Source organism: Streptomyces sp. NPDC005963, assembly GCF_040638655.1.
In the GTDB taxonomy this organism is placed as follows: domain Bacteria; phylum Actinomycetota; class Actinomycetes; order Streptomycetales; family Streptomycetaceae; genus Streptomyces.
Genome location: NZ_JBEXVD010000008.1, coordinates 92,064 through 117,974 on the forward strand (window position 1 = coordinate 92,064; position 25,911 = coordinate 117,974).

At 70.6% G+C, this 25,911-nt stretch carries 21 protein-coding genes; 6 read left to right on the forward strand and 15 right to left on the reverse strand.

Annotation, left to right across the window (positions count from 1 at the left end; genetic code table 11):
- Positions 1 to 70 precede the first annotated feature (70 nt).
- From mgt to ABZ348_RS14300, 4 genes are read right to left on the reverse strand one after another with little or no spacing between them, the layout of a single operon-like run.
- The gene (gene mgt / locus ABZ348_RS14285) at positions 71 to 1,276 is read right to left on the reverse strand and encodes a macrolide-inactivating glycosyltransferase (protein WP_358932756.1); all 1,206 of its coding nucleotides are present in this window, start codon (positions 1,274 to 1,276) and stop codon (positions 71 to 73) included.
- 53 nt (positions 1,277 to 1,329) lie between these two features.
- Positions 1,330 to 2,703 (reverse strand): extracellular solute-binding protein, encoded by a 1,374-nt coding sequence (locus ABZ348_RS14290; RefSeq protein ID WP_358932758.1) that lies wholly within the window; start codon positions 2,701 to 2,703, stop codon positions 1,330 to 1,332.
- The gene (locus tag ABZ348_RS14295; protein WP_358932760.1) at positions 2,703 to 3,539 is read right to left on the reverse strand and encodes a carbohydrate ABC transporter permease; all 837 of its coding nucleotides are present in this window, start codon (positions 3,537 to 3,539) and stop codon (positions 2,703 to 2,705) included. Before ABZ348_RS14295 ends, ABZ348_RS14290 begins: the two co-directional genes overlap by 1 nt.
- Positions 3,536 to 4,441, reverse strand: a complete 906-nt coding sequence (locus tag ABZ348_RS14300) for a sugar ABC transporter permease (RefSeq protein WP_358932762.1) — start codon at positions 4,439 to 4,441, stop codon at positions 3,536 to 3,538. The genes ABZ348_RS14295 and ABZ348_RS14300 overlap by 4 nt, the downstream gene beginning before the upstream one ends.
- Positions 4,442 to 4,643: 202 nt before the next feature.
- On the opposite strand from ABZ348_RS14300, the gene ABZ348_RS14305 reads away from it, so the two are divergent.
- Positions 4,644 to 5,495 (forward strand): aminoglycoside phosphotransferase family protein, encoded by an 852-nt coding sequence (locus ABZ348_RS14305; protein ID WP_358932764.1) that lies wholly within the window; start codon positions 4,644 to 4,646, stop codon positions 5,493 to 5,495.
- Between the two features lie 219 nt (positions 5,496 to 5,714).
- Here the strand turns inward: ABZ348_RS14305 and ABZ348_RS14310 are convergent, their stop codons facing one another.
- Complete coding sequence (locus ABZ348_RS14310; RefSeq protein WP_358932766.1) at positions 5,715 to 6,437, reverse strand: 3'-5' exonuclease; 723 nt, start codon at positions 6,435 to 6,437, stop codon at positions 5,715 to 5,717.
- A 191-nt stretch (positions 6,438 to 6,628) separates the two neighbouring features.
- Complete coding sequence (locus tag ABZ348_RS14315) at positions 6,629 to 7,864, reverse strand: SAV2148 family HEPN domain-containing protein (RefSeq protein ID WP_358932768.1); 1,236 nt, start codon at positions 7,862 to 7,864, stop codon at positions 6,629 to 6,631.
- 344 nt (positions 7,865 to 8,208) lie between these two features.
- On the opposite strand from ABZ348_RS14315, the gene glgX reads away from it, so the two are divergent.
- Positions 8,209 to 10,356, forward strand: coding sequence for a glycogen debranching protein GlgX (gene glgX, locus ABZ348_RS14320; RefSeq protein WP_358932770.1), 2,148 nt, complete (start codon positions 8,209 to 8,211; stop codon positions 10,354 to 10,356).
- Positions 10,357 to 10,462: 106 nt separating this feature from the next.
- The gene (treY, locus tag ABZ348_RS14325) at positions 10,463 to 12,796 is read left to right on the forward strand and encodes a malto-oligosyltrehalose synthase (RefSeq protein ID WP_358932772.1); all 2,334 of its coding nucleotides are present in this window, start codon (positions 10,463 to 10,465) and stop codon (positions 12,794 to 12,796) included.
- A gap of 95 nt (positions 12,797 to 12,891) precedes the next feature.
- On the opposite strand, the gene ABZ348_RS14330 is transcribed toward treY, so the two are convergent.
- Positions 12,892 to 13,446, reverse strand: a complete 555-nt coding sequence (locus tag ABZ348_RS14330; RefSeq protein WP_358932773.1) for a DUF1707 and FHA domain-containing protein — start codon at positions 13,444 to 13,446, stop codon at positions 12,892 to 12,894.
- Positions 13,447 to 13,747: 301 nt separating this feature from the next.
- Here ABZ348_RS14330 and ABZ348_RS14335 point away from each other — a divergent pair, with 301 nt between their 5' ends.
- The 3 genes from ABZ348_RS14335 (at position 13,748) to treZ (ending at position 18,388) form a co-directional block, all read left to right on the forward strand.
- The gene (locus tag ABZ348_RS14335; RefSeq protein ID WP_358932775.1) at positions 13,748 to 14,656 is read left to right on the forward strand and encodes a GNAT family N-acetyltransferase; all 909 of its coding nucleotides are present in this window, start codon (positions 13,748 to 13,750) and stop codon (positions 14,654 to 14,656) included.
- A gap of 220 nt (positions 14,657 to 14,876) precedes the next feature.
- A complete protein-coding gene (locus ABZ348_RS14340) occupies positions 14,877 to 16,463 on the forward strand; it encodes an SDR family oxidoreductase (RefSeq protein WP_358932777.1) in 1,587 nt (528 codons plus the stop codon).
- Between the two features lie 179 nt (positions 16,464 to 16,642).
- The gene (gene treZ, locus ABZ348_RS14345; RefSeq protein WP_358932779.1) at positions 16,643 to 18,388 is read left to right on the forward strand and encodes a malto-oligosyltrehalose trehalohydrolase; all 1,746 of its coding nucleotides are present in this window, start codon (positions 16,643 to 16,645) and stop codon (positions 18,386 to 18,388) included.
- Positions 18,389 to 18,527: 139 nt separating this feature from the next.
- On the opposite strand, the gene ABZ348_RS14350 is transcribed toward treZ, so the two are convergent.
- The 8 genes from ABZ348_RS14350 to ABZ348_RS14385 all read right to left on the reverse strand — a co-directional run bounded on the left by ABZ348_RS14350 (position 18,528) and on the right by ABZ348_RS14385 (position 25,890).
- Positions 18,528 to 19,652, reverse strand: coding sequence for an aminopeptidase P family protein (locus ABZ348_RS14350; RefSeq protein ID WP_358932781.1), 1,125 nt, complete (start codon positions 19,650 to 19,652; stop codon positions 18,528 to 18,530).
- Positions 19,653 to 19,735: 83 nt separating this feature from the next.
- Positions 19,736 to 20,686, reverse strand: a complete 951-nt coding sequence (locus tag ABZ348_RS14355) for a hypothetical protein (protein ID WP_358932783.1) — start codon at positions 20,684 to 20,686, stop codon at positions 19,736 to 19,738.
- 163 nt (positions 20,687 to 20,849) lie between these two features.
- On the reverse strand, positions 20,850 to 21,473 hold the full coding sequence (locus ABZ348_RS14360; RefSeq protein WP_358932785.1) for a nucleoside/nucleotide kinase family protein: 624 nt from the start codon (positions 21,471 to 21,473) through the stop codon (positions 20,850 to 20,852).
- Positions 21,474 to 21,601: 128 nt separating this feature from the next.
- Positions 21,602 to 22,333 carry a methyltransferase domain-containing protein gene (locus ABZ348_RS14365; protein ID WP_358932787.1) on the reverse strand — a complete coding sequence of 244 codons (732 nt, stop codon included), beginning with the start codon at positions 22,331 to 22,333 and terminating at the stop codon, positions 21,602 to 21,604.
- A gap of 168 nt (positions 22,334 to 22,501) precedes the next feature.
- The gene (msrB, locus tag ABZ348_RS14370; protein WP_358932789.1) at positions 22,502 to 22,906 is read right to left on the reverse strand and encodes a peptide-methionine (R)-S-oxide reductase MsrB; all 405 of its coding nucleotides are present in this window, start codon (positions 22,904 to 22,906) and stop codon (positions 22,502 to 22,504) included.
- Between the two features lie 12 nt (positions 22,907 to 22,918).
- Entirely contained in the window at positions 22,919 to 24,331 is a 1,413-nt protein-coding gene (gene murC / locus ABZ348_RS14375) for a UDP-N-acetylmuramate--L-alanine ligase (protein ID WP_358932791.1), read from the reverse strand.
- 208 nt (positions 24,332 to 24,539) lie between these two features.
- Complete coding sequence (locus tag ABZ348_RS14380) at positions 24,540 to 25,010, reverse strand: indole-3-glycerol phosphate synthase (protein ID WP_358932792.1); 471 nt, start codon at positions 25,008 to 25,010, stop codon at positions 24,540 to 24,542.
- Positions 25,011 to 25,116: 106 nt separating this feature from the next.
- The gene (locus ABZ348_RS14385; protein WP_358932794.1) at positions 25,117 to 25,890 is read right to left on the reverse strand and encodes a pyrimidine reductase family protein; all 774 of its coding nucleotides are present in this window, start codon (positions 25,888 to 25,890) and stop codon (positions 25,117 to 25,119) included.
- Positions 25,891 to 25,911: the final 21 nt, after the last annotated feature.

Sequence of the window (25,911 nt, forward strand, 5' to 3'; positions counted from 1 at the left end):
GTGGGTGGCAGGGCGAGGGGCGGGATCCTTGGGGGGATCCCGCCCCTCGGCGCGGAAGCGCCGCCACCGGTCAACCGGTGGGGAGGAGTTCCGATTCGATCAGGGTGGCCGCCCGGCCGGCCCCTCCCTCGTGCGCCATCGCTTCACGGATCTCCGCGAGCCGGCGGGCCACCTCGGGATCGTCCACCAGGTCGAGGACGGCCTTCCGCACCTGCTCGGCGGTGGCCGTGGTCGAGTCGAGCCGGCGTGCCACGCCCAGACCCACCAGCATGTCCGCGTTGCCGAACTGGTCGACGGCCTGCGGGACGCACACCATGGGGGTCGCGGTGGCCAGTCCCTCCTGGCTGCCGCCCGCCCCGGCATGGGTGATGAAGGCGTCCGCCCGGCGCAGTACGGCGAGTTGCGGCACCCATGGGTGGACCTCCACCGTCGCCGGGAGCTCTCCCAACTCCTCCCGGTCGACGTGGCGGCCGATCTGGAGGACGGTGTGCCAGCCGGGCAGTTCGCCGAAGGCTCGTACGCACTCCCGGTAGAAGGCGGGGTGTTTGGTGTAGGAGGAGCCGAGCGACACCAGGAGCACCCGTTCCGCTTCCTCGGGGCGGTGCCACTGGCCCTGGTCGGCACGGTCTCCCTGACAGGCGCCGACGAAGGTGAAGACTGAGGTGTCCACCCGGTCGGCGTGCGGCTGGAGCGCCGCGGGGATGAGGACGATCCCCCGCCGGGGCCGGCCCACGAGATGGTCCGGGTCCGTGTCGTGCAGCCCGTTCTCGTCGAGCCAGGCACGAAAGCGCGCGTAGTACGCCCCTCCGCGCTCGGTCTTCTTCAGTTCCTCGGCCATCGGTCCTGACACCTCGTCGTGGTAGCCCTCCCAGGGCACGAGGTTGGGCCAGAGGGCGACCGCGGGTACGCCCCATCGTAGGGCGAGTACGGGTGCCGGGTAGGCGGTGATGTCATGGAGGACGAGATCCGGTTCGTCGCCCTCGAACGCCGCCGCCAGTTGCGGCAGCGCCTGGATCGCATCGGCGAGGAAGGGCTCGATGTTGTCGATCAGTTCGGTGCCCCATGCGTCGGGGTCGTCCTCGGTCGGCAGGGTCGAGTCGTAGACCACGGGCGTGGCACCCGTCTCGGCGACGCGGTCCGCGAAGGAGGCCGGGATCGCGTAGCTGACCCGGTGTCCGCGTGCGACCAGTTCCCGGATCACCTCAAGGCTGGGGTGCACGTGGCCCGGCGCTGCGATGGAGAACATGGCGATGTGGGCAGGTCGTGGCGCGTTCATGACTTCAGATTAAACGAGACGATACGTTCCGTGCAAGCTCGGGCCGTCCGTGCTCAGCGCTGGTACCTGGCCAACACCAGATTCCCGTCCTCGACCAGGCGCTCCCGCAACTCACCCAGGTCGATCGCACCGCTGTAGTACTCCTGGTACGCGGGGGTCGCCACCTTGTCCTTCCACTCCGGATAGCCGCGCACCGACTGGGCGGGGGCCGATCGCAGCCCGCGGGCGAGTTCCGTCCCCACGGACCAGCCGTACCGCCGCACCCGCAACGAAGGGTCCGCCAGCGCGGCCAGTCCGGTCGGCAACATCCAGTCCCCCCGGGCCAGTCGGGTCATGTTGGACGGCTGGAGCATGTGGTCGATGAACTGCATCGCCTCCCGCTTGTACGGGCTGTCCTCTGCGATGGACAGGGTCTGCGGACTCACCCCCTGCACCGCACCCTCCGCACCGACCGGCATCGGCAGCACCGTCCAAGGGAAGCCGGGTGGAGCCTGCTGCACGATCTGCTGGCGGTAGGAGAAGCCGAGCGGCACCATCGCATACTTGCCGCCGAAGAACCCCGGCAGTGCGTCCGATCCACCCATGCCCAGAGCACTGCGGGAGGCGGTCCCGTCCTCGTTGACCTGGTCGTGGATCGTCCGGGGAACCACTCCGTCGGCCGTCGTGAAGTCGACCCTCACCTTGTTGGCGTCCTCGGTGTTCTCGGTGTTCTGGGAGTTCGCGGTGCTCTCGGGGCCGCGGTGGAAGAGACGCCCGCCGGCCGAGAGCCCCAGGTTGAGGGTGACCGACACCGGCTCCTTGAGCGGCCACGCGACCGCGTACCTCCCCTCGCCCAGCATGGCGGTGATGTCCTTGCACACCGCACGGAACTCGTCCCAACTCCAGGGCCGTTCCGGGGTGGGGATGCGGACACCGGAAGCGCGGAGGATCTGCTCTTGGGCGATCAGGACCCGGGGTTCCTGGAGGAAGGGAACGCCGTAGACGCCCCGTCCGAACGTCACCGTCTCCCAACTCCGGGCCGGGATGTCGGACCGCAGGCGCTGCGGCAGCAACTCACGGAGGTCGGCGAGGTAGCCGCCGTAGGCGAAGTCCGCGAGGTCGTCGGACGCGTCATGGATGACGTCGGGCGCTTCGCCGCCTTCGAAGGAGGTCAGCAACTGGTCGTGGACGCTGTCCCAACTGCCCTGGACGTAGTCGACCTGAACATTCGGATGGCGCGCGTTCCACTCCCGGACCAGTTGCTCATTGGCGTCGACGGACTCCTTCTGCCAGGCGAGGGACTGGAAGCGCAGCCGGATCTGGCCCGTCGTCCGCTCCCGGTCCGCGGCGCAGCCGCCGAGCAGAAGTGCACAGACGACGATGAGTGCCACCGCACGGATGCGGATCAGGGCCGAACGGACAGACGTCGGTACGGGACGGATGCGCATCAGGACTTCACCGCCCCCGCCAGCATTCCCCCGGTGATGCGTCGCTGGATCAACGCGAAGACCACGAGTGAGGGAAGGGTGGCCAGGAAGGCCGCGGCGGCGAGCGGGCCGAGGTCGGCCACGCCCTCGGCTCCCAGGAAGTGCGTCAGCACGACCGGCAGGGTCTGTTTCTCCGGTGTCTTCAGCAGGACGAGCGCAAAGAAGAACTCGTTCCATGCGGTGATGAAGGCGAAGAGTGCCGTCGCGGCGATACCGGGCGCGAGCAACGGACCGGTGACGGAGACGAGCGTACGGAGTCGGCCCGCGCCGTCCACCGCCGCGGCCTCCTCCAGTTCGATCGGGACGGCCCGGACATATCCGGCGAGCATCCAGAGCGCGAACGGCAGCGACCAGACGACGTACACCAAGACCAATCCCGACAGGGTGTTGATCAACCGAAGGTTCTTCAGGACGAGGAAGAGCGGGATGATCACCAGAACGAAGGGAAAGGCCTGGCTGATCACCACCCATCCGGTGGCAGCCGTGGAGAGTCTGCTGCGATGGCGGGCCATCACATAGGCCATGGGGGTGGCGATGGCGACGGCGATGACCGCCGTGCAGCAGGCGGCGATCAGACTGTTCGCGGCGGCCTGGAGCAGTGGTTGTTCGTCGAAGGCCTGCCGGAAGTTGTCGAGGGTGGGGTCCCGGGGAATCCAGGTGGGGTGGAGCGAGCCCAGTTCCCGGGCCGGTTTGAAGGCGGTGGAGATCAGCCAGATGAAGGGGAAGGCCAAGAAGACGAGATAGCCCGCCAGGGCGATGTACTGTCCCGTCCTGGCGAAGGCACCGGTCCGGTTCACCGCGTTTCCCCTCCCCTGATCCGGCTCACCAGATAGACGGCGAGCAGCACCGAGATCACCGCGACCATGACGCATCCCATGGCGGCGGCATAGCCGAACTGTCCGTAGCGGAATGCCTCTTCGTAGGCGAACAGCATCGGGAGGCGGGTGCGCCCACCGGGGCCGCCGTTGGTGAGCACGTAGACCAGCGCGAACGCATTGAAGTTCCAGATGAAGTTGAGTGCGCTGATGGCCAGGGCGATGGGTTTGACGGCGGGCCAGGTGACGGTCCAGAACCGCCGCCAGGCACCGGCGCCGTCCAGGGCGGCTGCCTCGTGGAGTTCGTCGGGGGTGTTCTGGAGTCCGGCGAGGAGGGTGACGGTGGTCTGGGGCATTCCGGCCCAGATGCCGACGAGGATCACGGCGGGGAGCGCCGTGCCCAGTCCGGTCAGCCAATCGCGGCCGTCGCCGAGTCCAAGGTCGCGGATCGTCTCGTTCAGGATTCCCGCATCGGGGTTGTAGACGAGCCGCCACATGATGCCGACGACCACCTCGGGCATCGCCCACGGGACGATGGCCAGGGCCCGGGCCAGCCAGCGCAGCCGTAGTTCCTCGTTGAGGAGGAGGGCGAGACCGAGACCGAGCAGGAACTGGGGGACGGTCACTCCGACGGCCCACAGCAGCCCGATGCCGAAGGAGTCCCAGAAGAGGGTGTCCTTCAGCAGGTCACGGAAGTTGAGGGTGCCAATCCACTGGGTCGGGGCGGTGCGGCCGGCCTGCGAGTCAGTGAAGGCGAGCGCAATTCCGTAGAGGAGCGGTCCCACGCTGAGCACGAGGATCGGGATCAGTGCGGGAAGGACCAGAAACCAGGCCCCTCGGTCCGTCTGCTTCCCGGACCGCGGTTCCGCGCTCGCCGATGTCACAGATTCAACTCCTTAGGCTTTTTTGACCTTCTTTACGGAGATTGATCCTGATCTGTGGTTGAACGACGGTTTACGTCATCGTGCTGACGGGCCCGGGCTTCGTCAAGGAGGTCGGGGGGTGGATGCGAGACTTTGGCGGGTTAGAACCGGTGTGACCGGTGGGACCAGTGATCAGCAGAAGGCAAGCGGAAGAGGCACGGCGATGGATGAAGCACGGGCACGGGAGGTGCTGGTCGCGGCGGGGGTGGCCGCTGACGCAACTCTGCTGGCCATGGGTGAGAACGCGGTCTTCGCCTCGGGCGATGTGGTCATCAAGGTGGGTCGGACGGACGAACTGCTCGGGCGTGCCGAGCGGGAGGCTGCCGTCGGCGCATGGCTGGCGGAGTCCAGGGTGCCCGCCGTGCGACCGGCCTGGCCCGGCGCACGGCTGATCGACGGTCATCCGGTGACCATGTGGCATCGGCTTCCGGAGGCGGTGCGGCCCGCCGAACCCGCGGATCTGGCGCAGTTGCTGCGCCGGGTGCACGCCTCGCCCGCGCCCGGCTTCGCCCTCCCTCCGCGGGAACTGCTGGGAGGGGTGGAGCGTTGGCTCCGGCTGGCCGGAGATGCGATCGACCCGCGGGACGCGGAGTTCCTGCGCGCGCGCAGGGACGGCTTCGCCGAGGCCTCGGCTCGGCTCACACCCCATCTGCCCCGCGGTCCGATTCACGGGGACGCGCTACCGCGCAATGTCCATGTGGGCCCGACCGGGCCGGTGCTGATGGACCTGGAGACCTTCTCGTCGGATCTGCGCGAGCACGATCTGGTGGTGATGGCGCTGTCCAAGGACCGCTATGGACTGCCGGCCCGGGCGTATGAGTCGTTCGTCGAGGCGTACGGGTGGGACGTGCGGGAGTGGTCCGGATGTGCGGTGCTCCGCGGCGCGCGGGAGACGGCGAGTTGTGCGTGGGTGGCCCAGCACGCCCCGAGCAACCCCAAGGCGCTGGAGGAGTTCCGACGGAGGGTCCGGTCGCTGCGCGAGGACGAGCCGGAGGTCCGCTGGTACCCGTTCTGACGACGACCGCACGACAGCACTGCCACACGACCGCACTGCCCCACGGGCGAGCGGACCGAGGGACCGCCGGAGACGGCGGTCCTCCCCCGCTGGTGCCCCACCGCGTCGACGCAGACGACGGCACCCCGTGGTGGACGCGTTCATCGACGAAGCGCCCCCCGCGCGTTCGTCCGCGTCCATCCGGGTCAGCTCCTGGGGACGAGGTCCTTCAAAGGATCATCACGTGATCGCCGGGGTGAGATCGCGCACCGGCCAGGCGCCGTCGACGGAGGCGTCGGCCGTGCCCTTGCTCCTCAAGAAGGCCTCGAAGTCCTGGGCCCACTCCGCGTACCAGCCGATCTGACGCTGATGGAGCTCCTCGGGGTCGAGCGCCGCCACCTGGGCATGACGCTTCGCCAGCGCCCTGGCCACCCGTACCGCGGCGACTGCGTCCGATATGGCGTCGTGGGCGTCGTCGAGCGGTGTGCCGTACTCGGCGGAGACGGCCTCCAGTGTCCGCTTGCCCTTGCGGTAGCGGTCCACGGCACGGTCGATCGTGTACGGGTCGATCACGGGACCGATGGACCGCCCCTGAAGGCGCTCGCTCAAGGAGGGCAGACCGTACCGCTGCAACTCGGCCGAGAGCAGGGTGAGATCGAAGGCGGCGTTGTACGCGACGACCGGGATGTCTCGCTCCCAGTGCCCGCACAGCGCGGTCGCTATCTCGTCCGCCACTTCGCGCGCCGGTCGCCCTTCGGCCGCGGCCCGCTCGCTGCTGATCCCGTGGATCGCCGACGCCTGCTCGGGGATGCGGACCCCTGGGTCCGCAAGCCAGAAGCGCAGCTCCAGCGGATCGCGCTCTCCCACCTGGACGACGGCCGCGGTCACGATCCGCGCTTGCAGCGGGTCCGTGCCGGTCGTCTCCAGGTCGAAGCCGACCAGCGGTTTTGCATGCCAAGCCATCGTGGCCCCCTCCTGTGTGCTGTGGTGCTCTCCCCCAGTGGGTTCCCACCTTCGCACGGGCCACTGACAACGGCTGCGGACCCCCGACCGCGGGGTCGGGGCGAACCGCGGGCGACGGTTGGGGGCGCAACCACCGTTGGACACCGCGGGCCCGGCACCCGCCCCGAGACAGGGACCCGACGCCGAAGCGTTCAGGAGACAGGTCGCGAGTCCGCCCAGACCGACTCGAACTCCTCGCGGTAGGTCTGGAACAACCCGTGGTCCCCTTCGGCACCGGGTCGGACCACACTGCGGGCGCCTCCGCGCAACACCAGGACGGGCGCTTCCATACCGCGCGCCTTGCGCAGATACGTCTGCACCACGGCCACTCCGTCCGGCCCGTCCCCGTCCACGAGATAGGCCGTGAAGCGGGGGGTCTCGTCGAAGACCTGGATCTCGAACGCGCCGGGGTCGCGCAGTCGTGAGCGCACCCGCCGCATATGGAGGATGTTCATCTCCACCGTGCGGCTGAGCTCGCCCTTCCTGATGCCCAGCTCGCGTTCGCGCCGCTTGACCGCGCTGCTCGCCGGGTTGAGGAAGAGCAGCCGGACCCGGCAACCCGACTCGGCCAGCCGGACCAGCCGGCGGCCCGAGAAGTTCTGGACGAGGAGGTTGAGGCCGATCCCGACGGCGTCCACGCGGCGCGCTCCACCGAAGAGGTCCTCGGCCGGCAGCTGGCGCTGGAGCCGCACCCGGTCCGGGTGCACCGAGACCACATCGGCGTAGCGGTCTCCGACGAGGTCCTCGACCGCGTCCACGGGCAGCCGGTCCGCGGAGCGGGCGCCGATTCCGCTGCCGAGCATGTCCAGCAGCCGGGCCGAGGCCCGTTCGGCCTGGGCCAGGACGGTTTCGTTGAGGGCACGGTTGCGCGAGACGACGTTGCGCGTGACCTCCAACTCGTCGAGGGCGAGTTCCACATCGCGTCGCTCGTCGAAGTACGGCTCGAAGCACGGCCAGTGCTGGACCATCAGTTCCCGCAGCTGGGGCAGGGTCAGGAAGGAGAGGACGTTGTCATCGGCGGGGTCGAGCAGATAGCCCTTGCGTCGGGAGACCTCGCGCACCGCGACGGCCCGCTGCACCCACTCCTGTCCGGCGGGGCCCGCGGCGGCCACCACCCAGTCCTCGCTGCCGTGGACCGGCTCATAGATGGGGCGCAGCACCCCCGCCACGACGGCGCGCAGCCGCTGTTCCACCAGATTCAGCCAGATGTAGGCCCGCCCCGCCCGCTGGGCTCGGGTCCGGACTTCGCTCCAGGCGTCGGCGTCCCACTCCAGCTCGGCCCCGATCTCCAGGGGCCGGGCGAGCGAGACCGCACCGGGCGGAATCTCGGGGGCGCCCCCCTCGTGACCCGTGTCACCAGGGGGTAGCTCCAGCCCTCCAGAGCTCACCCGCGCACCGCCTTCCGTCCCCCACCCAACGATCAAGGAAGACTACTCGCCCGAGGGGACGGGGTGCAGCCGGATCGACGCGCTCATTTCCCAACTCCCTTCTGTCTCAGGTGCGTTCTTGCTGGCGAGATCTGCCGTAGTGAGGTGATTCATAGGGGTACGACCCTGCTCCTCCTCCGGGGGAAGCCCGCCGTCGCCAGGTTGACGGCGGAAGCGACCGCGTCGCCCCCCGCTCTCATAGGGGGATCCAGCGATACTTTTAGGGAGAATTCAGACCAAGCGCACTGTGGTGCGCCGGGCCTGAACCGACGATCGCCCGGAACAGACGCGGAAGGGCCCTACGCATGCAGGTCTGGCCAGGACAGGCGTACCCCCTCGGCGCCACCCACGACGGCGCGGGCACCAACTTCGCGGTGTACTCGGAGGCCGCGCGGCGCATTGAACTCTGCCTACTGGACGACGATGGTTCCGAGACGAGGGTGGAGCTGCGCGAGGCCGACGCCTTCGTCCGACACGCATATCTACCGGGAGTGATGCCCGGGCAGCGGTACGGCTTTCGGGTGCACGGTCCGTACGCGCCGGAGCGGGGGCACCGATGCAACCCGGCCAAGCTGTTGCTGGACCCGTACGCCCGTGCCATGAGCGGGAGCATCGACTGGGGCGAGTCGGTGTACGGCTATCGCTTCGGCCGTCCGGACTCCCCCGACGAGCGGGACTCGGCACCGCACACGATGGCCTCGGTCGTGGTCGACACCTCCTTCGACTGGGGCGACGACCGGTCCCCGCGCATCGACTACCACCGCACCGTGATGTACGAGGCGCACGTCAAGGGCCTGACGAAGCTCCACCCGGAGTTGCCGCCGGAACTGCGCGGCACCTATGCGGGCCTGGCCCACCCCGCGGTGATCTCGCATCTGACGGAACTGGGCGTGACCACGCTGGAACTGATGCCGGTGCACCAGTTCATCCACGACCATCGGCTCGTCGACGCGGGTCTGAACAACTACTGGGGCTACAACACGATCGGGTTCTTCGCCCCCCACAATGCGTACGCCTCCCGTGGTGACCGGGGCGAACAGGTCACCGAGTTCAAGGAGGCTGTACGGGCGCTCCACCGGGCGGGCATCGAAGTCATCCTCGACGTGGTCTACAACCACACCGCGGAGGGCAACGAGCTCGGCCCGACCCTCTCCTTCCGCGGTCTGGACAACGCCTCCTACTACCGTCTCGCCGAGGAGGACCGCCGGCTGTACACCGATACGACCGGCACCGGGAACTCACTGCTGATGCGCAGCCCCCACGTACTCCAACTGATCATGGATTCGCTGCGGTACTGGGTGACCGAGATGCACGTGGACGGCTTCCGCTTCGATCTGGCCGCCACCTTGGCACGACAGTTCCACGAGGTGGACCGGCTCTCGTCGTTCTTCGATCTCGTCCAGCAGGACCCGGTCGTGAGCCAGGTGAAGCTGATCGCCGAGCCGTGGGACCTGGGAGAGGGCGGCTACCAGGTCGGGAACTTCCCGCCGCTGTGGACCGAGTGGAACGGCAAGTACCGCGACTGCGTACGGGACCTGTGGCGCGGTGAACCGCGCACGCTCGCGGAGTTCGCCTCCCGACTGACCGGCTCGTCCGACCTCTACCAGAACGACGGCCGACGGCCGCTCGCCTCCGTCAACTTCGTCACCTGCCACGACGGCTTTCCCCTGCGCGACCTGGTCTCGTACGACGAGAAGCACAACGAGGCGAACGGCGAGTCGAACCGGGACGGCGAGAGCCACAACCGTTCGTGGAACTGCGGTGTCGAAGGGGAGAGCGACGATCCGCGGGTGCGGGAGCTGCGGATGCGTCAGATGCGCAACTTCATCGCCACGTTGATGCTCTCGCAGGGCGTTCCCATGCTCAGCCACGGCGATGAGTTCGGGCGCACCCAGGGCGGCAACAACAATGCGTACTGCCAGGACAACGAGGTCTCCTGGGTGCGCTGGCCCGGCTCGGGGGAGGCGCCAGGGGAGGCGTCAAAGGACGACGGCGGGGACTCGCTGCTCGCGTTCACCCGGGCGATGGTGTGGCTGCGGCGTGAGCATCCGGTCTTCCGACGCCGACGGTTCTTCCGCGGCGGCCCGGTCGACGACGCCCATGACGACCTCACCGACATCGCCTGGTTCAGCCCCTCGGGGGAACAGATGACGCAACGGGACTGGCAGTCCCGGCACACCCGGGCCCTGTCGGTGTTCCTGAACGGGAACTCCATCTCCGAACCCGGTCCCCGGGGCGAGCGCATCCGCGACGACTCCTTCCTGCTGATGTTCAACGCGAGTCCCGGGGAGGTGGACTTCGGGGTTCCGGTCGACCACGGCTCGCACTGGCGGATCGTGGTCGACACCGCCAGTGCGCAGGGGTCCGTGGTGGACGAGGGGAAGGAAGTGCACGCGGGGGAGCTGATGACGCTGGTGGGGCGGAGTCTGTTGGTGCTGCGGCGGCCGGCGTAGCCCGGCGCTCCCAGGCTCACCTGGCCGGCCACGAACGAGGTCCCACCACCCGTCCGGCGCCGTCCGGCGTGACACAGAACCCGCCCGGGCGGGTACGTACGCCACCATGACGCCCAACGCCACCTACCGCCTCCAGCTCCAGCCCGCCTTCCCCTTCGCATCCGCTGCGGCGGCCGTGCCCTACCTCGCCTCCCTCGGCATCTCCCATCTGCACCTGTCGCCGGTATGGGAGGCGCTTCCGGGGTCCACGCACGGCTACGACATCACCGACCCCACCCGGGTACGGGCGGAACTCGGCGGCGAAGAGGGGCTGCGGGCGCTCGCGGCGACGGCCCGGGAGCACGGCCTCGGCCTCGTCCTGGACCTCGTGCCCAACCACATGGCGGCCGTACCGCGCCACAACCGTGCGCTCTGGGAGGTGCTCCGCGAGGGCCCCTCGTCCCCGTACGCGCGCTGGTTCGACATCGACTGGGACGCGGGCGGCGGGCGGGTGCTGCTGCCGGTGCTCGGAGGACCGATCGGGGGCGAACTGGAGTCGCTGACCGTCGACGGCGGTGAGCTGCACTACGGCGACCACCGTTTCCCGCTGCGGGCGGGCACCGAGGGACTCGCGCTGCCCGCACTGCTGGACGCCCAGTGGTACCGGCTCGGCTGGTGGCGCCTGGCCCGAACGGAACTGACGTACCGGCGGTTCTTCAGCGTCTCCGAGCTGATCGGGGTACGGGTCGAGGACCCGGAGGTGTTCGACGCCACTCATGCGAAGGTCGTCGAACTGGTCCGGGACGGGGTCGTGAGCGGACTGCGCATCGACCATCCGGACGGCCTCGCCGACCCGGAGGGCTATCTCCAACGGCTCGACGCGGCAACCGGTGGCGCCTGTTGGACCGTGGTCGAGAAGATCCTCACCGGTGCCGAGCGGCTGCCGCCGACCTGGCCGGTGGCCGGCACGACCGGGTACGACGCACTGCGGCACATCGACGGGCTGCTCACCGACCCCGTGGGCGCGGACGCGCTGGCCGGCCAGTTCCGGCGGTACGCGGATCCGGCCGGCGATCGCGGCGGGTACTGGGACGCGACGGTTCGCCGCGCCGCCCACCGGGTCGTCACCCGGGAGCTGGCGGCCGAGACCGCGGCACTGACCCGACTGGCCGAGCGCGCGTGCGCCGAGGACCTGGCCCTTCGGGACCATGCGCCGTGGGCACTGCGGGCCGCCGTGCGCGAACTGCTGGTGCGGGTGCCGGTCTACCGCCCGTACGGCAGCGGTGACGAGACGGCGCTGCCGTTGAAGGCCGCGGCCGGCGCCCGGGCGGCCTTCTCGGTGGCCGAGGAGGCCACGGCGGTGGACACCGTGCGGGACCTGGCCCTCGGACGGCTCGGGGACAGCCCCGCCGGGGTCGCCTTCCGGGTGCGGTTCGCCCAGACCTGCTCCGCGGTGCGGGCCAAGGCCGTCGAGGACACGGCGTTCTACCGCCACACGCCGTTGATCTCGGCGAACGAGGTCGGGGGCGATCCGGGACGACCGGCGGTCGGACCTGACGAGTTCCACGCCCACTGGGCCCGCCAGGCCCGTGACTGGCCCACCGGGGGCGTGGTGCTGACCACCCATGACACCAAGCGGAGTGCCGACGTACGGGCCCGGATCGCCGTGTTGTCCCAGTGTCCGGAGCGATGGGAGGAGTTCTTGCGCCAGATCACCGCGGAGAGTGCCCACCAGGAGGGGGGCCGGGCACCCGACGGGCACCTCGCATGGGTCACCTGGCAGACCGCGATCGGATTCGGCTTTCCGTACGGGGAACGACTGCGGTCCGCGCTGCTCAAGGGAGCCCGGGAGGCTGCACTCCACACCGGGTGGACCGAACCGAACCCGGCCTACGAGCAGGCCCTCGCGGATTTCGTGGCGGCCGGCCCGGCCGGGCATCCGCTGCACTCGGTGGCCCTCTTCGCGCGGGCGTTGGCACCCCACGTACGGGCCCAAGTGCTGGCCGCGACCCTGCTCCAGCTGACCGTGCCGGGGGTGCCCGACCTCTACCAGGGCACCGAACGCACCTATCTCGCCCTGGTCGATCCGGACAACCGGACACCGTTCACGGAGGAGGCCGCGGACGAGAAGACCGCGCTCACCTGCGCGGCGCTACGGCTGCGCGCCGAACGCCCGGAGGTCTTCGGCGCCTCGGGAACCTATGCGCCCCTGTCCGTCAGAGGATCGGCCGCCGCGCACTGCGTGGCCTACTGCCGCACGGGACAGGTGGTGGCGGCCGTCACCCGGCTGTCGCTGCGGCTGGAGCGGGCGGGTGGTTGGGCGGACACCGAAGTGCTGCTGCCGGAAGGGGTGTGGACCGATCTGCTGACCACGGGACGGCGACTGACGGGCGGTCCGGTACGGGCGGGCGACCTCTTCGGACCGGGGCCCGTCGCGCTCCTGGTGCGGGCCGATGCCTGACGGTCCGATGCCTGACGGTCCGATGCCTGACGGTCCGGCAGTGCCTCTCGCCGAGGCACGGGCGGGGCCCTCGGAGAGAGCGCCGATCAGCGGGATCAGCGCTCGGTCAGCCGGAAGCACATATGGCCGAAGCCGACCATGTCGCCGTCCCTGACCGGCACCGCGCCCGTGACCCGACGCCCGTTGACCGTGGTTCCGTTGGTGGAGCCGAGGTCGCGCAGCAGCCAGATGCTGTTGTTCAGGGCGAGTTCGGCGTGCGACCGCGAGACGCTCTCATGACTCAACCGCAGCCCGTTGCCCGGATCCCGGCCGATGCGCAGGGGGTAGGGGCCCGGCTCGGGGAACAACAACGGCGGCAGCTTCTCCGTGTGCCAGGCCCTGCGGAGCCGGACGAAGAACGCGGACACCCCACCGACCGCGCCGACGATCCGGTGCGAGAGGTTCCCCTCGGCCCCGAGGTCGGCGGTCAGCGCCTTCAGCTCTTCCGGCCGGTGGGCGACCAGCGCCAGTTCCATCCGGCGCAGAAAGGTGTCGTGGGACAACTTGCCCTGGGCCGCGCCCTCCCTGAGCACACCGACGACACGATCCCGCTCGGCGTCCGACAGCCGCACGGGAGCGGAGTGCGTGGGGAACTCGGGGGGCGACGTCACATCCTCAATTGTCCGCGGCCGGGCGGAAGGTGTCCAGAAAAAAGCCGGCAGTCGCGCCCCTGGCCGACGAGGACCGGCAGGGGCCGGCGCGAGCACTGCCCGCCGGACCCGACGACCTGTCCCGGCGAAATAGCTGGACGACCCATCGATCGACCGGTTAGCGTGCTCACCACGCCCAGGACCGACGGAGAGGAGGCGAGTGCCGTGCACACCCCACAGTTCCCGCGCTCCCGCCCCGTCCGCCCGGCGTTCGCATTCTGACCGGGAGCGCTCACACGCATCTCTTCCCGGAGGCTCCTCCATGACCGATCTGGTCATCCGCGCGCTCGACGAGCGCGACGCACATCTCTTCGACTCCCTGCCCGACCCGCTCGGGGTCGGCGAAGCACTGTCCCGAGTGACCTTCCGACCCGCGTGGCAGCGGGTCGCCCTGCGCGACGGAAAGGTCGTCGCACGGGCCGCCTGGTGGGGCGGCCCCGAGGACCCCGCGCCCATCGAACTGAACTGGCTCGACTTCGCCGACGGCGAGGAGGAGGCGGGCGCGGAACTGCTGCGCACCTCCCCGTACTCGGTCGGCTATCTGCTCAACCTGCCCGCCGACTGGCGGGACGACCCCGTGCTCCGCGCGGCCGGTGAGGCCCGGCTGAGGGTGGCCCGGGCCGCGGGAATGCGCGTCTTCGTGGAGCGCTACCAGTACCGCTGGACACCCGAGTGCGGTCTGCCGGAACGTCCGGGACGGCTGGTGTTCCGGCCCGAGCCGGATGACGCCGTGATCCTCGATGTACTGCGCCGGGTGCACTCGGCGACGCTCGACGCGCACGCCCTGCACGCGATCGCCGAGGGAGGGGTCGACCAGGCGGCGCAGGAGGAGTTGGACTTCTTCCACTGGTGCCCCTCACCGCGCGCCTGGTGGCAGTTGGCCCACACGCCCGGGGGCGACCTCGTGGGCCTGCACATCCCCGCGCACAACCCGTCCGGCCCGTGCATCGGCTTCATCGGCGTCGTCCCGGAACAGCGCGGCCACGGCTACGCCTACGACCTGCTCGTCGAGTGCACCCGTGTGCTGGCGGCGGAGGGCGCCGAGTTCATCGCGGGCGCCACCGACCAGGGGAACTTCCCCATGGCGGCGAACTTCGCCAAGGCCGGACACCCGGTGGTCCGCGAACGCATCCACCTGGTCCCCGCCCCCGTCGGACCGGGCACCGACTGACCCTTCCTGCCGTGGCCGTCGTGGTGCCGGGTCGTACCGGGCACCACGACGGCCGTCCGGCCCCATCGGGCGCCGACGTGCGCGGGGCCATCCGGGCGCCGTCCCACCGGCACCGTGCATGACGGCGTTCGGCTGCGGGCAGCCGCCCGTCGACGGGCACCGCTCTTCGAAGGGCGGACGGCGGAGCGATCCCCGAGGATGGGGGCGGAGGGAGAGCGCCATGACGACGGACCGACCGAAGGAGCCGGAGCCGCCCCGCGGGGACGGTTCGGACCCCCGGCGAGGAACCGACCACCCCACGACCCGGCCGGGCCCCGCACTGCACGCCTTGGTGACCGGAGCCACCGGCTACATCGGCGGCAGATTGGTCCCGGAACTGCTCGCCGCCGGCCATGTGGTGCGGACGGTCGCCCGCTCCCCCGAGAAGCTGCGCGACCACCCCTGGGCGAAGGACGTGGAGTCGGTTCGCGGCGATGTGCTCGACGCGGAGTCCATGGCGCGTGCCATGCAGGGCATCGACGTGGCGTACTACCTGGTCCACGCCCTGGGCACCGGATCGGACTTCGAGCGCACCGACCGGGAGGCCGCCCGCATCTTCGCCGAGCAGGCCCATGCGGCAGGGGTGCGGCGCATCGTCTATCTGGGCGGGCTGACCCCGCAGGGGGTTCCCGTCCACACGCTCTCGCCCCATCTGCGCTCCCGGGCCGAGGTGGGCAGCATCCTGTTGGACTCTCCGGTCCCGACGACGGTGCTCCGGGCCGCGGTGATCATCGGATCGGGTTCGGCGTCCTTCGAGATGCTGCGCTATCTGACCGAACGCCTCCCCGTGATGGTCACGCCCAGTTGGGTGCGGACCCGGATCCAGCCGATCGGCGTCAGGGACGTGCTGCGCTACCTCGTCGGCTCGGCCGGGATGCCCGAGGACGTCAACCGCACCTTCGACATCGGCGGACCGGACGTCATCACCTACCTCGACATGATGCGGGGGTACGCGGCCATCGCGAAGCTGCCCCGACGGCTCATCGTTCCGGTCCCGGTGCTCACGCCCCGGCTGTCGAGCCACTGGGTCGGCCTGGTCACCCCCGTACCGCACTCGATCGCCCGCCCGCTAACCGAGTCCCTGCGCCACGAGGTGATCTGTCGGGAGCACGACATCGCCGAGTACGTTCCCGACCTGCCCGGCCGGCCGTTCGGCTTCCGGCAGGCGCTGACGCTCGCGCTCCAGCGGGTCCAGGACGCCAACGTGACCACGCGCTGGTCATCCGCCTCCCTCCCCGGAGCGCCCAGCGACCCCCTTCCGACGGACCCCGACTGGGCCGGCGGAAGTCTCTACACCGACCGCAGGGAGCTCGCGGTCGACGCCTCGCCGCAGGCCCTGTGGCGGGTGATCGAGGGCATCGGCGGGGACAACGGCTGGTACTCCTTCCCGCTCGCCTGGGCGATCAGGGGGTGGATGGACCGGTTCGTCGGCGGGGTGGGGCTCAGACGCGGGCGCCGGGACGCACAGCGGCTGCGGGTGGGCGACTCGCTGGACTTCTGGCGGGTGGAGGAGATCGAGCCCGGGCGGCTGCTGCGGCTACGGGCCGAGATGCGGCTGCCGGGTCTCGCCTGGCTGGAGATGCGGACCGACCAGGACGACCGGGGGCGTACGCGATACCGGCAGCGGGCCGTCTTCCATCCCCGGGGACTGTTGGGCCACGCCTACTGGTGGAGCGTGTCGCCGTTCCACTCCGTCGTCTTCGGTGGCATGGCACGCAACATCGCCCGGGCGGCCACGGCGAACGCCGCGGCCCACGGGACCGGCTGAGGGCACGTCCGCTGCCCCGGACCCCACGGGCGGCTGTCGTTCGGCGCGTCGCCGGCGCGGGCGGGGCGCATCGGACGGCGTGCTTGCCAGGATGGTTCCACCGGAACCAGGCCCCACCGGGCCCGGCCCGTTCCCGGTGAACGCGGTGGAGGCCGGTACCGACGACGAGGGGACCACCAGTGCAGTTCGACGTATGGGCGCCCAAAGCCCTGGAACGGGTGACGCTCTGGCTCGACGGCGCCGAGAGGGCGCTGGCGCGGATGCCGGGCCGGGACGGCTGGTGGAGCGTCGAAGCCGAAGCGGGCGAGGGAGCACGCTACGGCTTCGCCCTGGACAACGGCCCCGTCCTGCCCGACCCCCGCTCGCGTCGCCAACCCGACGGGCCGGACGGACCGAGCGCCGTGGTCCTGCCCGACTCCCACGCCTGGCGCCACGACTGGGCGGGCCGGGACCTGCGCCACGCGGTGCTCTACGAAATGCACGTCGGCACCTATACGCACGAGGGCACGCTGGACGCGGCAGCCGCCCGATTGGACGAACTCGTCGACCTCGGCATCACCCATGTGGAGCTGATGCCGGTGTGCCCCTTCCCCGGTGTGCACGGATGGGGGTACGACGGCGTCGCGCCCTGGGCGGTGCACGAACCCTATGGCGGCCCCGCGGCGCTCAAGCGCTTCGTCGACGCCGCCCACGGGCACGGGCTCGGCGTGGTGCTCGACGTGGTCCACAACCACCTCGGCCCGTCCGGCAACCACCTGCCCGCCTTCGGCCCGTACTTCACGCCCACGCACCCGACGCCGTGGGGAGCAGCCGTGAACCTGGACGCGCCGGGCTCGGACGAGGTCCGCGCCTATCTGACGGGAAGCGCACTCGCCTGGCTGCGGGACTACCGGCTCGACGGCCTGCGGCTGGACGCGATCCACGCCCTCGCCGACGACCGGGCGCTGACCTTTCTGGAGGAATTGTCCACCGCCGTCGACGCCCTCTCCCGCGAACTGGGTCGGCCGCTGTCCCTGATCGCCGAATCGGATCGCTGCGACCCGCGGACCACCGCCCCGCGCGAGATCGGCGGGCTCGGACTGCACGCCCAGTGGAACGACGACTTCCATCACGCCGTGCACACCGCGCTCACCGGTGAGGCCCAGGGCTACTACGCGGACTTCGCCGTCGCACCGCTGGCCGCCCTCGCCAAGACGCTCACCCACGGGTTCTTCCACGACGGTACGTACTCGACCTTCCGCGGCCGGACGCACGGGCGCCCGGTCGATGTGACGCACACGCCCGCGTACCGCTTCATCGGCTATGCGCAGACGCACGACCAGATCGGCAATCGGGCCCTCGGTGACCGACTGGCGGCGTCCCTCTCCCCCGGACTGCTGGCCTGTGCAGCAGCGCTCGTGCTGACCGGCCCCTACACGCCGATGCTGTTCATGGGCGAGGAGTGGGGTGCCGGCACCCCCTGGCAGTTCTTCACCGATCACACCGATCCGGAGTTGGCAGCGGCCGTCCGGGAGGGCAGGCGAAGGGAGTTCGCCGCGCACGGATGGGTGGAAGCGGAGGTCCCCGACCCCCAGGACCCGGCCACGTACGAACGCTCACGGCTGGACCGGTCCGAACGCGAACGCCCGCCGCACGCCCGACTGCTGGCCTGGCACCGGGAACTCATCGCCCTGCGCCGCGCCCAACCCGACCTGGCCGATCCCGACCTCGCAGCGGTGAAGGTGGCGTACGACGAACGGGCCGGGTGGTTGGCGGTGCGACGGGGCGAGGTCAGGATCGCCGTCAATCTGTCCGAGGAGCCCGTGGCGATCCCGCTCGGTCGGGGCGGCCGGGTGCTCGCGGCCTGGGACCCGGTGCAAGCGCCGGGACCCGAAGGGCTGTTGAGGCTGGCCGGTCACTCCTGTGCGGTCCTCGCTGACTTCTGACGACGACCTGCCCTGGAGTGCGCTCCATCTCCTAGGCTCGCTGCATGGAACAGCGGAAGCGCGCCCGCTGCCGTACCCGTACGATCTGCTGGCCCAGTTGGACGCGGGCTGACCAGGACCCCACGGCCGAGGGTCGGGGTCAGCCGACGACGGCCATCGCGTGGTCGGTGTTGTTCAGTCGGCGCCCACCGTCGTCCGTCACCGTGACGATGTCCTCGATGCGGACCCCGAACCTGCCCGGGAGGTAGATCCCCGGCTCCACGGAGAAGCACATCCCCGGCACGAGCGGCTGTTCCTCGCCCTCGATCATGTAGGGCGGCTCATGGGTGGTGACCCCGATGCCATGGCCCGTGCGGTGGATGAAGAGGTCCCCGTAGCCCGCCTCCTCAATGATCTCGCGGGCGGCCCGGTCCACCTCCTGGCAGGCCACCCCAGGGCGCACCGCGGCGAACCCCGCCTGCTGTGCCTCCCGTACGACGTCGTGGATGTGCTGTTCGGCGGGGGACGGTTCGCCGACGTGGACGGTACGGGTGGTGTCGGAGCCGTACCCGTGTTTGAGGCCGCCGAAGTCGAGGACGACCATGTCGCCGACGCCGATGGTCCTCTCCGACGCCTCGTGGTGGGGGTTGGCCCCGTTGGGGCCGGAGCCGACGACGGTGAAGTCGACCTGGGAGTGACCGAACTGCCGCAGCAGGGAGGCCAGGTCCCCGGCGACGTCGATCTCCCTGCGGCCCGCGAAGGGAACCTTGATGATCTCCTCGTACGTGGCGTCGGCCGCGGCGCCCGCAGCGGCGAGCCGCTCCAACTCGTGTGCGTCCTTGACGGCCCGCAGCATGGGCAGTGCTTCGGTGAGGGCGACATAGGAACTGGCCGGCAGGAGCTGTTGGAATCCGAGCAGGTGCAGGGCCCAGGTGTTGTCGCTGACGGCGAATCTGCCGTCGGACACCAGCAGCGGAGCGGTGACGGCGTACGGGTCGTGGCCGTCCGTCCAGTCCCGCAGGGTCAGCGCCGCAGCGCCCGCGGCCTGCTCGGCATCGGGGGCTTCCAGCGTGGGGACGACCAGCACAGGGTCCCGGCCCTCCCGCAGGACGAGCACGGTGAGCCGTTCGGTGGCCGCCGTGGGCCGGTAGCCCGTGAGGTGGACCAGGTCGGGGCCGGGCGCGACCAGCACACCGGCGAGCCCCGCGTCCGCGGCGGATCGGGCGGCGCGCGCCATCCTGGCCCGGTAGTCGGCTGCGGTGAAGGGCGCGGGCGTGGTGGACATGAGCCCATGATCCCTCCGCCCGGCGGGTGACGCGACCGCATCCCCGCCGGGGCCCGCCCCGGGACCCTCCCGGGCTGTGGCGCTCACTCGTCCTCCGCGACCAGCCGCTCCAGCAGCGCCCGGAACTCCTCGCCGACGACGATCCGCAGTCCGTCGCCGTCCTCCTCGCGGTCGCTGAGTTGGGTGAGCACGCCGTTGCGCCACCAGTAGACGTAGGGGCTGATCGCACCGGGCGTATCGGTGAACCCGGAGGCGGCGAAGGAGGCCATGGCGTTGAGTGCGGGGATGACCCGGGTGTCATGGATGACGTGGAAGGCCAACTGGTGGCGGAAGGGCATGGCGACGAGCGCGCCGTCGTCCGTGAGGGTGTCGCCGGTGACCTCGCGGACCACGCTCTCCAGGGCCAGTACCCGACTGGCCGTGTAGAAGGAGTCACCGAGGATGACTTCGAAGCGCATGCCGTCGTCGCCCTTGACGGTCTCATGGGCCTCGATGGGCAGTCCGCGGAGGTTGTAGAGGGCCTGTTCCCGCAGGTAGGGAAGGTCGCCGAGGGGTTCGAGCGCCTCGTCGGTGAGCATCATGACGCTTTCGGGCAGGTCGAGCGCGATGATCTCGTGGAGCCCGGGCGCGAGCGTGCGCGCATAGGTGAAGTTCCGTGGATCGAAGCCGTCCGCGCCCAGCACCCGGGGATAGAGCTGCGCCCGGATCTGTTCGGTGGGGAGTGTGTCGAGCGCCGAGGGCGCGTCCATCGTCCGCAGCACCATGCCGACGTGTCGGCGCACCAACTCGGGCCAGGAGCGCGGGCCCCGGTCGTCGTTGTGCAGTACGGCGGCGAGGTTGGCGAGCCCGAACTGGCGGCCCGCGCTGTCGGTGACGGCGTCCGCGAAGACCGTCACTTCCAACCCCTGCTCGGCGAACGCCTCGCGCACCTGTCCCCTGAACCGAGCGCCCTCGTCGACGGAGAAGTAGGGAAACTCGGTGTCCCGCGGCGCATCCTGTCGATCCCGCTTCGGTCCTCGCCGGAACAACCCCACATCAACCGCCTTTCATCCGACGCTCCACCCACCTGGCTCCTGCGCCGATCCCTGCCCGCTTTCGAGCCTACCCACCACGACTGACACGCCTCATCGCGGAGGGTGTCGTCACGGCGACCCCTGCGGGTGCCGTGCCGGTAACGCGAACGGGTTCGCGGGCCCGTCAGTCCATCGACACGATCAGGTCGGCGCGGTCCCTGCCCAGGGCCACCAGTCGGGCGTTGGACTCGTCGGACCCCAGCGTCCACCGCTCGGCCGCGGGGCGCTCCTTCCCGTGACGCAGATGCCGGCCGATCAGCCGTCGGTGGCGCACCACATCGTCCAGTTCCAGGAACCAGACCTCGTCGAGCAGGGGTCGGACCGCCGCCCAGGGACCTTCCCCGTACAGCAGGTAGTTCCCCTCGGTGACGACCAGGGGCACGTCCGGGGGGACGGGGATGCTGCCCGCGACGGGCTCCTCAAGGCTTCGGTCGAAGGCCGGGGCATAGACGGTGGAGGCCGCGGGCGGGGTGCGCAGTCGGGTCAGGAGGGCGGCGTAGCCGTCGGCGTCGAAGGTGTCGGGTGCGCCCTTGCGGTCGGCGCGGCCCAAGCGGAGCAGTTCCGACTGGGCGAGGTGGAATCCGTCCATCGGCACGAGGACGGCCAGGCCGTCGAGGGCGTCGACGAGACGGGCGGCGAGCGTGGACTTCCCCGCCCCTGGTGCTCCGGCGATCCCCAGCAGCCGGCGCGTTCCGGGGGCCGCGAGGGCTCGGGCACGTTCGAGCAGTGGAGGCGGGAGCGGGCGCATGGAGATCATTGTCGGCCATTCTCGGCCATGGTCTGCCGGGAAGGGGCAGGGACCGGCGGGACTCGTTCCGTACGGGCGCTGCCGCGCACTCCCGTGGGGGGTGCGGTCCCGCGGACGGACGGTTACCTTCAGGGTCTTCGCCGGCTTCCGGCCACGACGAAGATCGGTACCGCGGGGAAGAACCGATCCCTCTCTCCCCCGGCCTCCTGCTCCGGCGCCCATGCGCCCGGGCCTGCGTCATGCGTGGTCTGCGTCGAGCCGGTGGCCAGCGGGCGCGCCTCCACCACGGTGTGGACCGCGGTGTGTACCTCCACCGTGATGTGGTCGAACCCCGCCTCCGAGAGCAGGTTCCGGTACGTGCGGACGGCCTGGGGGTTGGGCACCCGGTCGGGGTGCGCCCGGAGCAGGGTGCGGGTGAGGGCGGTGTCCCGGCTGTCGATCGTCAGGAGGTCCCAGTCCTGGCCGGTCAGGACGACCCTGCCACCGGGTGCGAGCACCCGACGGGCCTCACCGAGGGAACGTGCGGGGTCCGTCGAGAGCTGGAGCAACCTGTCGGCGCGCAGGCCGTCGAGGGAAGCGTCCGGGAAGGGCAGGGCATCGGCGCCGGCCACGTGGAACTCACAGGAAGGATGGCGCAGACGTGCCGCCGCGACCAGCCGTGGGTCCCGGTCCAGACCGACCGCCGTCACCCCGCGTCCGACGAGTTCGGCGACGGCGACCCCGCCGCCGCACCCCACGTCCACCACCCGGGCGCCCGCAGTACAGCGCAGCAACGCGTACGAGCGCTGCCGGAGCCGCGCGGCTCCGGGCGCCCGGTCAGCGGCGTCCAGAAGGGCGAGAAGGCTCTGGTCGGGGTCCATGACCGCAAGACTGCCCCCGTAGGGGCGCCAGGTGGTTCGGGACACTGATATCGCGCCAAGGGCGGAGCACGGCACTCACTGGCAGCCGTCGAGGCCGCCCTGAGCGCCGCACAGAGCCCGCGGCCTGCTTCACACCCGGTGCGGTGAGGCCCCGCGGGGGCCTTCCGGTCACTCGTCCGGTGTCAGCCGCAGGGAAATGCTGTTGATGCAGTACCGCTGGTCGGTGGGGGTGGGATAGCCCTCTCCCGCGAACACATGGCCGAGATGCGACCCGCAGCGGGCACAGCGCACCTCGGTGCGGGACATCCCGTGGGAACGGTCCTCGATGAGTTCCACGGCGTCGGTGTCCTTGGGGTCGTAGAACGACGGCCAGCCGCAGTGGGACTCGAACTTGGTGTCCGAGCGGAACAGCTCCGCGCCGCAGGCGCGACAGGAGTAGACCCCTGCCGTCTTGGTGTCCGTGTACTCACCGGTGAAGGCAGGTTCCGTACCGGCCCTGCGGAGGACCTGGAACTCGGCGGGGTTCAGCTCCGTCTGCCACTGCTCGTCGGGCTTTTCGATGTCGTACGCCATGAAGCTGCTCCCTCAGTTCGCCGGGCCCGAGTGCGTCAGGTGCGCCAGGATCGCCGGACCGAGGTCCGTGACGTCTCCGGCGCCCATGGTGAGAACGAGATCTCCGGGCTTGACCATTCCCGCGACCGCGGCCGGGACGGCCGCCTTGTCGTGGACAGGGGTGACAGCAGCGCTCGCCGCCAAGGCGGCATTGACGATCAGCTCACTGGTGACGCCCGGGATCGGGTCTTCGCGCGCCGGGTAGATGTCTAGGACGACGGAGGCATCGGCGAGTGCCAGTGCCTGTCCCATCTCGGTGCCGAGTTCCTGGGTGCGGGAGAAGAGGTGCGGCTGGAAGACGACGAGGAGCCGGGTGCCGGCGGCGACGGCGGAGCGCATGGCCTCCAGGTCGGCCGTCATCTCGGTCGGGTGGTGGGCGTAGGAGTCGATGACCTGGACACCGGCCGCCTCGCCCTTCAGCTGGAGCCTGCGCTTGACCCCGGTGTAGCCGCCGATCGCCGATGCGAGGTTGTGCGCGGGGATGCCGAGGGCGACTCCGGCGGCCAGCGCGGCCACCGCGTTGTTGGCGTAGTGCCGGCCGGGGACGGAGACGGTGAAGGTCAGGAAGCGGCCCGCCAGCAGGATCGTGACCTCGCTGGTGAGCCCGCGCGGGGTGATCTTGTGGATGCGTACGTCGGCGTTCTCGGACTCGCCGTAGGTGACGACGTTGAGTCCGGAGCGGTCGCGCACCCGGGAGGTCAGTTCGACCGCGCCCGGCTGGTCGGCGGAGATCACCAGGGTGCCGCCCGGGACGACCTTGCCGATGAAGGTTTCGAACGACTCGTAGATCTCGTCCATCGAGGCGTAGTTCGCGTGGTGGTCCAGCTCCACGTTGAGGACGATCGCGACCTCGGGGTCGTACTTCTGGAAGCTGCGGTCGCTCTCGTCCGCTTCGGCGACGAAGATATCGCCGCCGCCGTGGCTGGCGTTCGTCCCGGGGCCCTCCAGATCGCCGCCGATGGCATAGGAGGGGCCCAGGTCGAGCCCGGAGAGGGCGACGGCCAGCATGGAGGTGGTGGTGGTCTTGCCGTGGGTGCCCGCGACCGCGATGGACCGCAGTCCGGTCATGACCGAGGCGAGGGCGTCGGAGCGGTGGACGACCGGGACGGAGAGTTCAGCGGCGCGCACCAGTTCGGGGTTGTCGGCGCGAATGGCGCTGGAGACCACGACGCAACTGGCGTCTTCGGCGAGATGGGCGGCGGCGTGGCCGATGTGGACGGTCGCGCCGAGGGCGCGCAGCGCGTCCGCCGTGGGCGAGTCCTTGGCGTCGCTGCCGGCGACCTTGGCTCCGCGCTGGGCGAGGATCTTGGCGATGCCCGACATCCCGGCGCCGCCGATGCCGATGAAGTGCGGGCGCTCCAGAGTGCCAGGGACGGCGGGTGCCATGCGTGTGTCTCCCCACGGTGTACGGATGGTGCTGACCGCGCCGCGGACGTGCTGCTGAGGGCACGTGCGGGCGGGTCCAGCCTATGCGCTGGCGGTGGGGCGGGCGGCGCACCGGCCGTCCGCCGTGCGACGCACGCCACGGGTGGGAGCGGCTGCGCCGACGGAAGGGCACCCGGGCCGGGCGGGTGCCCTCCCCCCGGGGCTGCGGCTACTCGCTGTGCGCGAAGAGCTTCAGTACGGGTACGCCGACCTTGTGACGGGCCCGGGAGGCCCAGTCGCGGTGGAAGAACTCCTCCACGTAGTGCGGGGCGGTCAGCACGATCACCTCGTCCGCGCCCTTGTCCTCCACGACGGCCTTCAGCCGGTCCAGCGGGTGGTCCTCGACGACTTCGCCCTCGGCCTGGCAACCGGCCCGGCGCAGGGCGGCCACCGAGTGTTCGAGCGCCAGTTCGGCCGGTGCCTTCGCCTCGTGCCCTTCGGGCTCGTCCCCCTCGTGGACCGCCTGATCGAGCTCGCCGAGCGCCACGTCGTCGATGGCGCGGAGCAGGACGTCGGCCTGATCTCCACGCGGCTGCATCAGTACGAAGAAGGACACGCCCTCCGCCCCGTGCAGGGTGGTGACGAAGTCCACGTCTTCCGAGGTCAGGGGCTTCTCGATCATCAGTACGCTCGTGAACACGTCGGAACCCCTTCTGCGGAAACCATCCTTCCCCGTGCCCGCACGGGGTCTGCGAGAGTAAGTCTGCCCAGCCGAAGCTAACCGGAACGGCAAATTCCGCTGATTGTCAGATGCGACGGTAGCGGGTGAAAAGGAACCCCGCCTCCTCCAGCAGTCCGGCAAGGGCGAACTGCTCGGGCACGGCCACCGACGGCCCGCCCGCGATCCGCTGGGCAGCACCCGCCGTCATGGTCGGCGAGAGGGTCAGACAGCACTCGTCGAGGGTGCCCGAGGCGACGAACTGGCCCAGCAGCCTCGGCCCGCCCTCGGTGAGCAGACGGACCAGACCGCGTTCCGCGAGCGCCGCGAGCGCCCTCTCCGGCTCCACACCCGGTCCGTCCCCGGCCACCACCACGTCGACGCCCGCGTCCCTGGCCGCCCGGACGCGGTCCGCGGGGGCCGCCGCACCCGTGAGCACCACGGTGGGCACCAGCGGCTCGGTGAACAGGGGCAGCGAGAAGTCCAGCCCGAGCGAGGCGCTGACCACGGCGATCGCCGGCGCCGGACCCTGGCCCGCCGCCGCACGCCGGGCCGCGAAGGCGTCCCGGGCCCTGGCCGGCCGGTAACCCTCTTGGCGTACCGTTTCTGCACCAACGACGACAGCGTCCGCCAACCCCCTGAGCGTGCCGAAGATCCGCATGTCGGCGGTGCACGACAGGGGCTGGGAACGACCGTCGTGCTGGGCCGCCCCGTCCAGTGAGGAGACCATGTTCGCCCGCAACCAGGGGGTGCCCGAACCGCCCGTTCCCACGGGGTAGGCATAGGCGTCAGCCAACTCGTCCAGGGACCATTCGCGGTCCGGGCCGAGTGTCTGATCGGTCACAGGGAGCAGGCGTCGCATAGGAAGCAGTCTGGCATGGCG

Coding starts and splice junctions, on each gene's coding strand:
- mgt (WP_358932756.1), bottom strand. CDS start 1,276: ATGAACGCGCCACGACCTGCCCACATCGCCATGTTCTCCATCGCAGCG.
- ABZ348_RS14290 (WP_358932758.1), bottom strand. CDS start 2,703: ATGCGCATCCGTCCCGTACCGACGTCTGTCCGTTCGGCCCTGATCCGC.
- ABZ348_RS14305 (WP_358932764.1), top strand. CDS start 4,644: ATGGATGAAGCACGGGCACGGGAGGTGCTGGTCGCGGCGGGGGTGGCC.
- ABZ348_RS14310 (WP_358932766.1), bottom strand. CDS start 6,437: ATGGCTTGGCATGCAAAACCGCTGGTCGGCTTCGACCTGGAGACGACC.
- glgX (WP_358932770.1), top strand. CDS start 8,209: ATGCAGGTCTGGCCAGGACAGGCGTACCCCCTCGGCGCCACCCACGAC.
- treY (WP_358932772.1), top strand. CDS start 10,463: ATGACGCCCAACGCCACCTACCGCCTCCAGCTCCAGCCCGCCTTCCCC.
- ABZ348_RS14335 (WP_358932775.1), top strand. CDS start 13,748: ATGACCGATCTGGTCATCCGCGCGCTCGACGAGCGCGACGCACATCTC.
- ABZ348_RS14340 (WP_358932777.1), top strand. CDS start 14,877: ATGACGACGGACCGACCGAAGGAGCCGGAGCCGCCCCGCGGGGACGGT.
- ABZ348_RS14350 (WP_358932781.1), bottom strand. CDS start 19,652: ATGTCCACCACGCCCGCGCCCTTCACCGCAGCCGACTACCGGGCCAGG.
- ABZ348_RS14360 (WP_358932785.1), bottom strand. CDS start 21,473: ATGCGCCCGCTCCCGCCTCCACTGCTCGAACGTGCCCGAGCCCTCGCG.
- ABZ348_RS14365 (WP_358932787.1), bottom strand. CDS start 22,333: ATGGACCCCGACCAGAGCCTTCTCGCCCTTCTGGACGCCGCTGACCGG.
- msrB (WP_358932789.1), bottom strand. CDS start 22,906: ATGGCGTACGACATCGAAAAGCCCGACGAGCAGTGGCAGACGGAGCTG.
- murC (WP_358932791.1), bottom strand. CDS start 24,331: ATGGCACCCGCCGTCCCTGGCACTCTGGAGCGCCCGCACTTCATCGGC.
- ABZ348_RS14385 (WP_358932794.1), bottom strand. CDS start 25,890: ATGCGACGCCTGCTCCCTGTGACCGATCAGACACTCGGCCCGGACCGC.